Raw genomic sequence first — 8,286 nt, 5'->3', positions numbered from 1 at the left:
ACGAGATCGGAAGAAAGACCCCGAAGTCCACTGGTTCCGAATTTGACACTCATGGAATGATGTATCCTGATCGTATCTGTTGTCCGGTTAAAATCCGACATCGCATTATTAAAGGCTTGCCTTAGCTCTAAGTCATTCAAAGCTCTTAGCAGCCCTTAGCGGGCTTACAAACCAAGAAAATGACAGTCCAAGACTGAAATTAAGTTATAAAGAATGAAAGTGGTCGATCGTTATTCCTCAAAATACGCTTCTAATATACGTCTGACCATCTCCGGCCTCGTCGGTATGTCGTCTTCATCACGTCGGCGGTTATCGATCTTTTTGAGGAGCTCTTCAGAAACACGGATTGTGAGCGGTGGGTTACCGCGTTTGGGTGCGGGCATTTTTTTGCTCCCTTTGTGTTGACATCATAGAGTCTGTGATGTCACACTAAGCGAACGATGGCAAGAGCGCCAACTCTTTGCCATCGCTCTGACCACTCAAACCTGACACAGAGGTTCAAATGGCTAAACACGCTCCTAACACGCCGCCCGCGGCGAATGAAGACTCATATTTTCCATCTTCACTGACAAGTTCCCCGGTCGCTTTGCTGTTCTCAGCGATGCTGGCACGGCTTGAGCATTTCGTCGCGGCAGAGCAGGAAATCGACGGCGTCTCTGATGTTTTCGACCCGGCCTATGCTAAATGGCTGCGCGATGCAGAAGATGCACTCGATCATGTCACGAATGCTCTGACCGTTCTGCAGTATCTACCGGTTCTTTCAGAAGGCGATGACGCATTGCTGCAGTTTTCTGCGGCATTGATGGATATTTTCGGCTCCGAAACTGCGCCTGAAGCATCCGCAGCACGTGTTAAAGCCGTCTGTCTGCCAGATATTCTGCATTTTAATGCTGTGACGTCAGAAGGGCAGCAGGCACAGCAGTTGCTGAGCGAGGGCTTTAGCCATCTGGTTTCGGTTCAGGCACTTGCACTGTTTCATCCGAATCGGTTCGCCAGTGACGATCGACACGTTGGGGATACTGCCGCAATACCGGCCTGATCCACAGATCCTTGCGTTCGCTTTTATAACGCTGCTTTTCCAGGACAGATAAACGAAACCGGATTATGGTTTTACGGTTTCCATTGATGCCGCTCACTTGCGTCTGTTTCAGATGCATATGGTGCCATGATCTCGTCTGTCTTTGATCCGAGAAAGCTTCTCTTTTCGGGGAACGCATGCCTGAAACACTCGGATGACTTCATCCGAAGGCATGCTTGTCTGGCTGGCTTTACCGCAGTGCTGCGAACGCCCTTTCACAAAACATTACGGCCACCGGGCATCAGGTCCGGTGAATGCCTTCTTTTGTCTTGTTTTACCGCGCTTCAGGGAGAAGTCCCATGACCAACAATCCACGTCGTCAATCACCACGCAAGAATATGCCGCCAGCCGGTCCTCACAGTCGTCGTTTGCATGTTCCTCATCGGTCACGTCATGTGCCGGCATCGGCCTGGACCACCTGGGACGACGAAATCCCGCAAGCGTGGCAAATCGCCGCCATCGAAAAAGGCTTCATCATCAGCCGGCGCGTACGGGACCGCTATCATGTTGCGCTGGAGTGCATGACCTGCGGCGCCGAGACGTTTCAGAAAGCCTACGTCGTTCGAACGGCCCGGCCGCAATGTGCTGCCTGCCTTGACCATCGCCGCCAAACGGAAGCTGCCGCCTGCGGCTACACGCTGCTCGGCCGGGATGACACGAACCACAAATACGGATCCTACAAATTGCCTTGTGGTCATGTTGTTTCATTGCAGTTCGGACGCGTTTCGCGTCTGGCTCGCAACGGTCGCGTGCCCGGCCGCCCCGGTTACCGCTGCCCGAAATGCCACACGGCAAAGATTGCCGGATTGGCAACAAAACGGGGCTGGACGCTCGTCGGCCCGGATCCGGAGGGAAATGCAAATTACCGCATGTTCCGGCACCAGGAGGGATGTGGCCACGAGCAACGCATTGCGGTCGCAAACCTAGAGACAGGCCGTTTCGGCTGCGCTCGATGCGGAGAGGTCTGGTCAGCGGCGCCCAGCAGCATCTATGTCATGGAGTTCGTTGTTCCGGACAAGGGCACCTATATCAAATTGGGCTACTCGAAAAATCCGGAATCCAGGCTTCATTGGCAGCTCGGGCTTTCCAAGAAGATCTCGTCCCGGATCCTCCACCAACTGGCGATGCCGACCGGGCATCAGGCGCAGAAGGTCGAGAAGAAGCTCCATAACACGGTCCGCCATCGTTTTCCGGATGCCGTTGTCCCGACAGGCGAACTTGCCGGCTGGATCAATGTCGTCTCGGAGATCTACCGGCCGGCGATCTTGCCGGACATCCTGACGTTGCTGGAGACGGTCGCAGCAAAGGTGAGATCCACCGCCGAAAACCGAAAGCCGAATTCCGGAACGCAGAACTGATCCGGAATGGATCTCCATTCAATCACCCGGAAATGCTTCATTCCGGAACAGGTAACCGGAAGTGTCCTTGAATCCGGATTGCCGCTTCGAAATGGCTGATTTCCGGATTCGCCCGCAGGCCATTCCGGTTTCGCCCAGTCGCATTCCGGAACAAGGTCGGAGGTCATTCCGGAAAGCAGATGAGCAATCCTCGGTTCCCTGAAGCGGACTTTCCGGATGATTGCTCGCGCGTTCCGGAATGGCAGCGTTCCGGATTCGAAGCGTCCCGCCCAAAGCCTCAAGAGGTATATCATGACCGCATGGATCACCTATGCCGAAACTCTCATTGCCAGAATGCGCGTGTCACCTGAATTCGACGAACTTCACGGCGCATCATCCGGAAAGCTCGGCCGCAAACGGCAGTACCACGACAGATGGGATGAGAACGCTCTCGACATTCCTGACAAAACGGAAGCGCCGTCCATCGAGCCGCCGGACCTGCCGCAACGGGCGGTATCGCTGGCGCTGCGCCTTGCCAGAACCTGGGAGAGCGAGAATGCGTTCGAGGACGGCGTCCTGGCTCCCCGGGCGCTCACCTGCCTGAGCGGCATGCGCCCCGGCGAGATCAGCATGATCAAGCGGATCATGACAACAGTCATGATGCCGGCAGGTCGCCTTGCGGCATCTGATCCTGCATTCCTGAAACAGCCGGAGAACGGTTTCCTGCTGCTGGCGCCGGCAACCGATGGCGACAGCATTTCGGCGCGCCATGCGGTCCGCGATCTCGAAGAGGAGATTCGCCATGCGCTCGATCTTGCATATCCGACCCTGGTCCTGGTGCCCGACGAGATCCGTCTCAACCCAGACCTCCAAGCGGCCTTACCTGCTCCTGTTCGTCTTGCGAGCTTGGACAGGGACATCATGAGCGCTCATTTCCGGCATCGCTATCCGGACTGTATCAACGGACAAGCCGATCCGGCGCCGCAACTGCCGGACGATATCAGTGACGCGCCCTTTGCCGTCATCAGCGCTGCACTACGCGAGGCAACTGCTGCCGCCGCCCTTGTGCGATTGAAAAGCGTCGCTCGTTCTGACCGGAAGGCCGGTCCGACACTCAACGACATCTCCGGCCATGCACCGGCACTTGCAGCGGCCCGGATGATGGTTGACGACCTGAAACGCTGGCAGGCTGGTGACTGTCAGTGGCAGGACATGATCCGCTCAATGTTGCTTTATGGCCCGCCTGGAACCGGAAAATCCTATCTTGCCCGCGCCATGGGCAACAGCACGGATGCGTATTTCGTGCAATCGAGTTTCTCGGAATGGCAAAGTAAAGGACACCTCGGAGATTTTCTCGCTGCCATGCGAAAGACGTGCGCCGACGCCAGAGCGCGCAAACCAACAATCCTGATTCTCGATGAAATCGACAGTGCAGGAAGTCGCTTCGATGATGACGGGCATGCCCGATCTTACCGTCGACAGGCCATCAACGGTCTGCTCGAAGAAATCGATCTGATTATGCAAAGCGAAGGTGTCATCCTTCTCGGCGCATGCAATGATCCGAACGCACTCGATCCGGCACTGTTGCGGGCCGGACGTTTCGACCTGAAGATCGAGATGCCACGGCCCGATCGTGATGGAATCCTCTCCATGCTGCGCCAGAAGCTCGAGCACGACGGCCTGGGCGCTACGGATCTGGATGCGCTGGCGCGCAGAAGCACCGGAATGACGGCAGCCGATATCGATGCCGGGGTCCGTCAGGCACGAACTCTGGCGCGCGCCGCAAATCGAGCGCTCTCGCTTGCCGATCTGGAGCGTGTGTTTCCGTCCCAGGCATCGCAGGACCCGGAACGCGACTGGCGTGTCGCCGTACATGAAGCAGGCCACGCCATTGTCACGCAGGCGCTGGGAATGGGAACTGTCCAGCGCGTGGCGCTGTTGGGCGATGGCGGCGAGAGCGTCATCGACCGCATGCCGACCCAGGGGCGGATCTGCGATATCGAAAGCGCTCTGACCTGTCTGATGGCCGGCCGTGCGGCAGAAATGCTGATCCTCGGCAATATGTCTTCGGGCGCCGGTGGACCGGTCGGCTCCGATCTCGAGCAGGCGACAGCGCTGGCCCTGCGGATCGACACCAATTTTGGTATCGGTGAACACGGACCAACCTGGCTCGGCGATATCGCGACCGTCTCCTTGCGTGATTCCGATCAGCGCCGTCGCGTTCGAGTCCGCCTGGAGCAGGCGGAGCAACACGCCTCCGCTATCCTTGCGACCCATCAGGAGATCCTGACCCAGATGGCGCGTGACCTGGTCCATGAACGTGAGCTAACAGGCAGCCCGCTCCAAAAGCTCCTGAGCGATGTCATCGTACAGTCGAAGGCTTCAGTGCAGCACCAAGACGCGTCAAGGGCGGATGAAGATGACACGAAAAAAGGAGCTGACGTACCCATCCAGGAAAAGACATCCTGCTGAAACCATGTGCCTCTTCTTCAGGGAATGAAGGCGGCATCCGTTTTGTCACGCCCTGGCGACGCTGGCGTCGCCAGGGCGTTATGGCAATGCCGCAGCAGCATGCGGTCCCCGCATGCTGCTTCCAGCCAGTACTCCGCTTCGCGGCCAGGCAAAGGGCTGGAATGTTCCGCCAGAGGCGGAACCAATCCAATAAGAAAGAAAAAAGATTAATCGAAGAGGACTAACCCTGCCCAAGAGAGCCGATATCACAATTCCGGCAAGTCAGGCGCGGGATCGGGACCATGATCCTCTAAGGCCGTTTCCTTCTCCGCTGCCTCAGCCCTCAACTCACGCACAAGGCCGTCGCGGTCGATGTCCAATACGCGGCTTCCATCATATAGGAAATGGCCGTCGGGGGTCTGTCCACGAAGCATCTCCTGGCCCTGATAGACAACGAAATTGACATGCGGCATGGGTTGACCGCGCTGTGCCGCTGCCTCCGCCACTCTCCGGATCAACTCTGCCCGGGTTGGTAATTCTGTTACGTTCCCAGCGGCTGGCCCAGCGCCGTCAACACCTTTGAAAGATCGTTTCTCATTGCCGATATATCTTGTGCCTGTGCCAGGATGTGCGTCTCGATATGCTTCACTTTCCGCCGCGTTTCCTGATCGGCCTCCAGCGCCGTTACCGCGCGATCCATCTGGTCCGCCACGCGCTGGATCTGGTCTATGAAGCGCTCGATCCGGGCCGAGATATCCGGATTTTTCTCCTGCATCAAAAGCATTTCCAACGGGTCGATCAGCGCTGTCAGGCGCTTGATGTCCCGACCGAGCTCCTCCCAGTTCACCTGCGCTTCCTTCCTCTTTTCCATTCATTGACTCCAATCGTTTTTCAAGGGATCTCCACCGTGCCTGATCAAGGCGCAAAAGCGACTTCGCCAAAAGGTGAGACGCCTGCCGTTCAATCAGGCGGCCGAGCAGACGCCTGAACAGTTCTCCAATCCGACGCGTGATCTTGTTCGTTCCCGCTGATCTGGCGTCTGCGGACAACGGTGATCGATGAATATCGAGGTCGCTCGATATCCGAACCTCTTCCGACCATGGTGCTGTCTCGCCGTCCCGTTCTGTCCAGATACGGTTTGCGGCTCTTTTGGACCTTTGCCTGAACAAGGCGCCGGAAAGCGCCAGTTGATTCTGATGGCAGGATGGCAGTGAAAGCCCCGGTCCGCTCAGAATATCACCGGGCCGTTCCAGCACCGTATCCGGATAGTGGTACCGCAACCGGGACCGATTGAGCGCCGCACGCCTTTCCATTCCCTCGGCCAAAAGTGATGGCGCCCGCCGGAGCTCGTCCGCTCTTTCGATCAGACGCTCGCCCATCGACAGGCTATGTCGCGGGTCTTCCTCGCGAAAGAAATCTGAAAAGGCATAGCCGGACAGCCGGATATCACGTTCCAGACCGGGGCCTGTGAACGTTGTCCTACGAAGGTTCTTGCGTTTGACGCGAATGCCGAGCTCAGACAGCTCCGGCGCAATAGCATCAAGAAGCATTTCCCGCGAAAATATGCGGGTATAATCGAGGTGGGCTGCGGCAATCTCGATGATCCTGTCACCCATATCGGCGCCAGGATCATTGCCATTCCGCTCGGCCTCGCGTCTTTGCTTTAGCTGCCTGTCGGTCATTGCGAAATCGCGCTTTCGCAGCGGTGAAAGAGGGTCTGCCCACCCGAAACGGCCATTGACCGTATCACGAAAGGAATCCCAAAGGCTGCGGCTGACTTTTCCGGGCGGATTGGCGTTATAGGCGCGCGGGCTACCATCTGCTTTCAAAACCGCCCGCGGCAGCATGATGTTCACCTCCAGTCGGCCGGTATGCGTGTGCGTGCCGACAAGCGAATGAAGGCAGGCCCTCTGCGGCAGCCCGGCATAGGCCACATGGAAGAAGAGGTTCAATGTCTGGCCAACCTGCATTCGCGAGGCGGCATCACCGGCATTGAATGCGGCGACATCAATATCGCTGCGATCAAAGGACAGGGTCGCGACCGAATAGCGATGCTTGGTCTCCAGAAGCTGCATCGCAGCCAGCACGAGCCGCGGGTCACTGATCAGGACTTCCGGCGCAGGGTCGCGGAGAAGAGAAAGGCGCTGCCCGTTCATGTCCTTGGTTACGCGCTGCGCGATCAGATAACGGATCGCTGCCATAAGATTGCTCCGATCCGCTCCGCTATGCGGCGACCATCCCAGGATCATCGGAACACCAAGCCGTCAACGACACGATCGTAAGCACGCTCCAGTCGGAGAAGTGCTTGCAGCACTTCAGCACTCCCGCCGTTCCTCTCAATCACATCGACCAGATGATCCTGCCGATCCCGGATACCTTGCAAGGTTTCGATAATCAGCAATCCCTGCCTGGCGCTGATCGGGCGGTCACTACGCCTCTGGCGGAGATAGGCTGAGATTGTCATTCCGGCAGCCTTTGCCTCCTTACGGATCTCCTCCCAACGACAATCTGTAATCCACACTTCCCTCTTTTTGCTCTTTTCCGCTTCAGCTTTCCTTGGGCGTCCAGCCATGATCTTATCCTTCACTTTCCGGTTCACAGGGAATTTTACCCCCGGCGTGCGAGGCGCCTTGATGAATCAAAAGTGCTCGATTTTTGTGAAAAAACAAAATTGGATAGGAAAACCATACGAGCAATCCTTCTGTGGTTTTGAATTCTCTCATACGGAAATGTCGACCGATGCCAGCACGATGACGCGCTGGAGGAAGGTGATCGGGCGGGACGGAATGTTCGAGCATGATGCTCAAGGTGAGCGTGGACGCAATCCTGGGTATGGGTACGGACAGACCGTCATCGTTGGAGCGCATCATGATGGATACGACGGTGCAACAAAAGGCAATAGCCTACCCAACGGGCGGATGGCTTTATCTCAAGGCGCTTCTGCTTTTGGTCCGCCATGCCAAACGCTTCGGTATCGATTTTCGTCAGAACCACACGCGATTTGCCAAAGCGACCTCTGTTCGGGTTGGCCGTTATGTGCGTCAATTCCGTCGCATGCGCCGGGAATTAAAGAAGCTGCGCGACCCGTCTTCATTATGAAGTTCATCCTTGCTGTTGAAGCAGAATAACAAGAATGCCTCGCACGACCCTACATTTCTATTGTCGGCGCCTGCTAAACGTCAGTCCTGGTTTTGCATTGCGGCTCGAGTGCTGCAATTCTCGGCAGGACGTTAACGGCCATCTGAAGATTTTGCACACTGGTCCCGCTTCCATAGCGGCTGGCTCCGATACTTTTGCTCTCGTGGCCCAGCAAGTCGTCGCGATGTGTCTGACGTCAGCGCCGGTGGGACAGATTTGAGGATTTGAATAAGGGAGGATTTCTGGTTCATCTTATCAATTAGGAGATCGAGATGACGAAGA

The 8,286-nt window shown here is 56.7% G+C and carries 6 protein-coding genes and 1 pseudogene; 4 read left to right on the top strand and 3 right to left on the bottom strand.

What is annotated here, in order from left to right; all coding sequences use genetic code 11:
* Positions 1 to 230: 230 nt before the first annotated feature.
* A complete protein-coding gene (locus EDC90_RS21595; protein WP_132314308.1) occupies positions 231 to 383 on the bottom strand; it encodes a ribbon-helix-helix protein, CopG family in 153 nt (50 codons plus the stop codon).
* Between the two features lie 119 nt (positions 384 to 502).
* Here EDC90_RS21595 and EDC90_RS20120 point away from each other — a divergent pair, with 119 nt between their 5' ends.
* From EDC90_RS20120 to EDC90_RS20110, 3 genes are all read left to right on the top strand, one after another.
* Complete coding sequence (locus EDC90_RS20120; RefSeq protein ID WP_132314307.1) at positions 503 to 1,039, top strand: hypothetical protein; 537 nt, start codon at positions 503 to 505, stop codon at positions 1,037 to 1,039.
* A gap of 338 nt (positions 1,040 to 1,377) precedes the next feature.
* Positions 1,378 to 2,436 (top strand): GIY-YIG nuclease family protein, encoded by a 1,059-nt coding sequence (locus tag EDC90_RS20115; RefSeq protein WP_132314306.1) that lies wholly within the window; start codon positions 1,378 to 1,380, stop codon positions 2,434 to 2,436.
* Between the two features lie 291 nt (positions 2,437 to 2,727).
* A complete protein-coding gene (locus tag EDC90_RS20110) occupies positions 2,728 to 4,887 on the top strand; it encodes an AAA family ATPase (protein ID WP_165972919.1) in 2,160 nt (719 codons plus the stop codon).
* Positions 4,888 to 5,132: 245 nt separating this feature from the next.
* Here EDC90_RS20110 and EDC90_RS20105 read toward each other — a convergent pair whose 3' ends face one another.
* Together EDC90_RS20105 and EDC90_RS20100 are read right to left on the bottom strand one after the other, a co-directional pair.
* Entirely contained in the window at positions 5,133 to 7,067 is a 1,935-nt protein-coding gene (locus tag EDC90_RS20105) for a hypothetical protein (protein ID WP_132314304.1), read from the bottom strand.
* 44 nt (positions 7,068 to 7,111) lie between these two features.
* A complete protein-coding gene (locus EDC90_RS20100; protein WP_132314303.1) occupies positions 7,112 to 7,438 on the bottom strand; it encodes a plasmid mobilization protein in 327 nt (108 codons plus the stop codon).
* 106 nt (positions 7,439 to 7,544) lie between these two features.
* Here EDC90_RS20100 and EDC90_RS21370 point away from each other — a divergent pair.
* Positions 7,545 to 7,947: pseudogene (locus tag EDC90_RS21370) on the top strand (IS5/IS1182 family transposase); the annotation flags it as partial.
* Positions 7,948 to 8,286: the final 339 nt, after the last annotated feature.

It is taken from the genome of Martelella mediterranea, from assembly GCF_004342225.1.
Lineage (GTDB): Bacteria > Pseudomonadota > Alphaproteobacteria > Rhizobiales > Rhizobiaceae > Martelella > Martelella mediterranea_B.
Note: the sequence above shows the minus strand (reverse complement) of the source record. Positions and strands in the feature narration are given on the sequence as shown.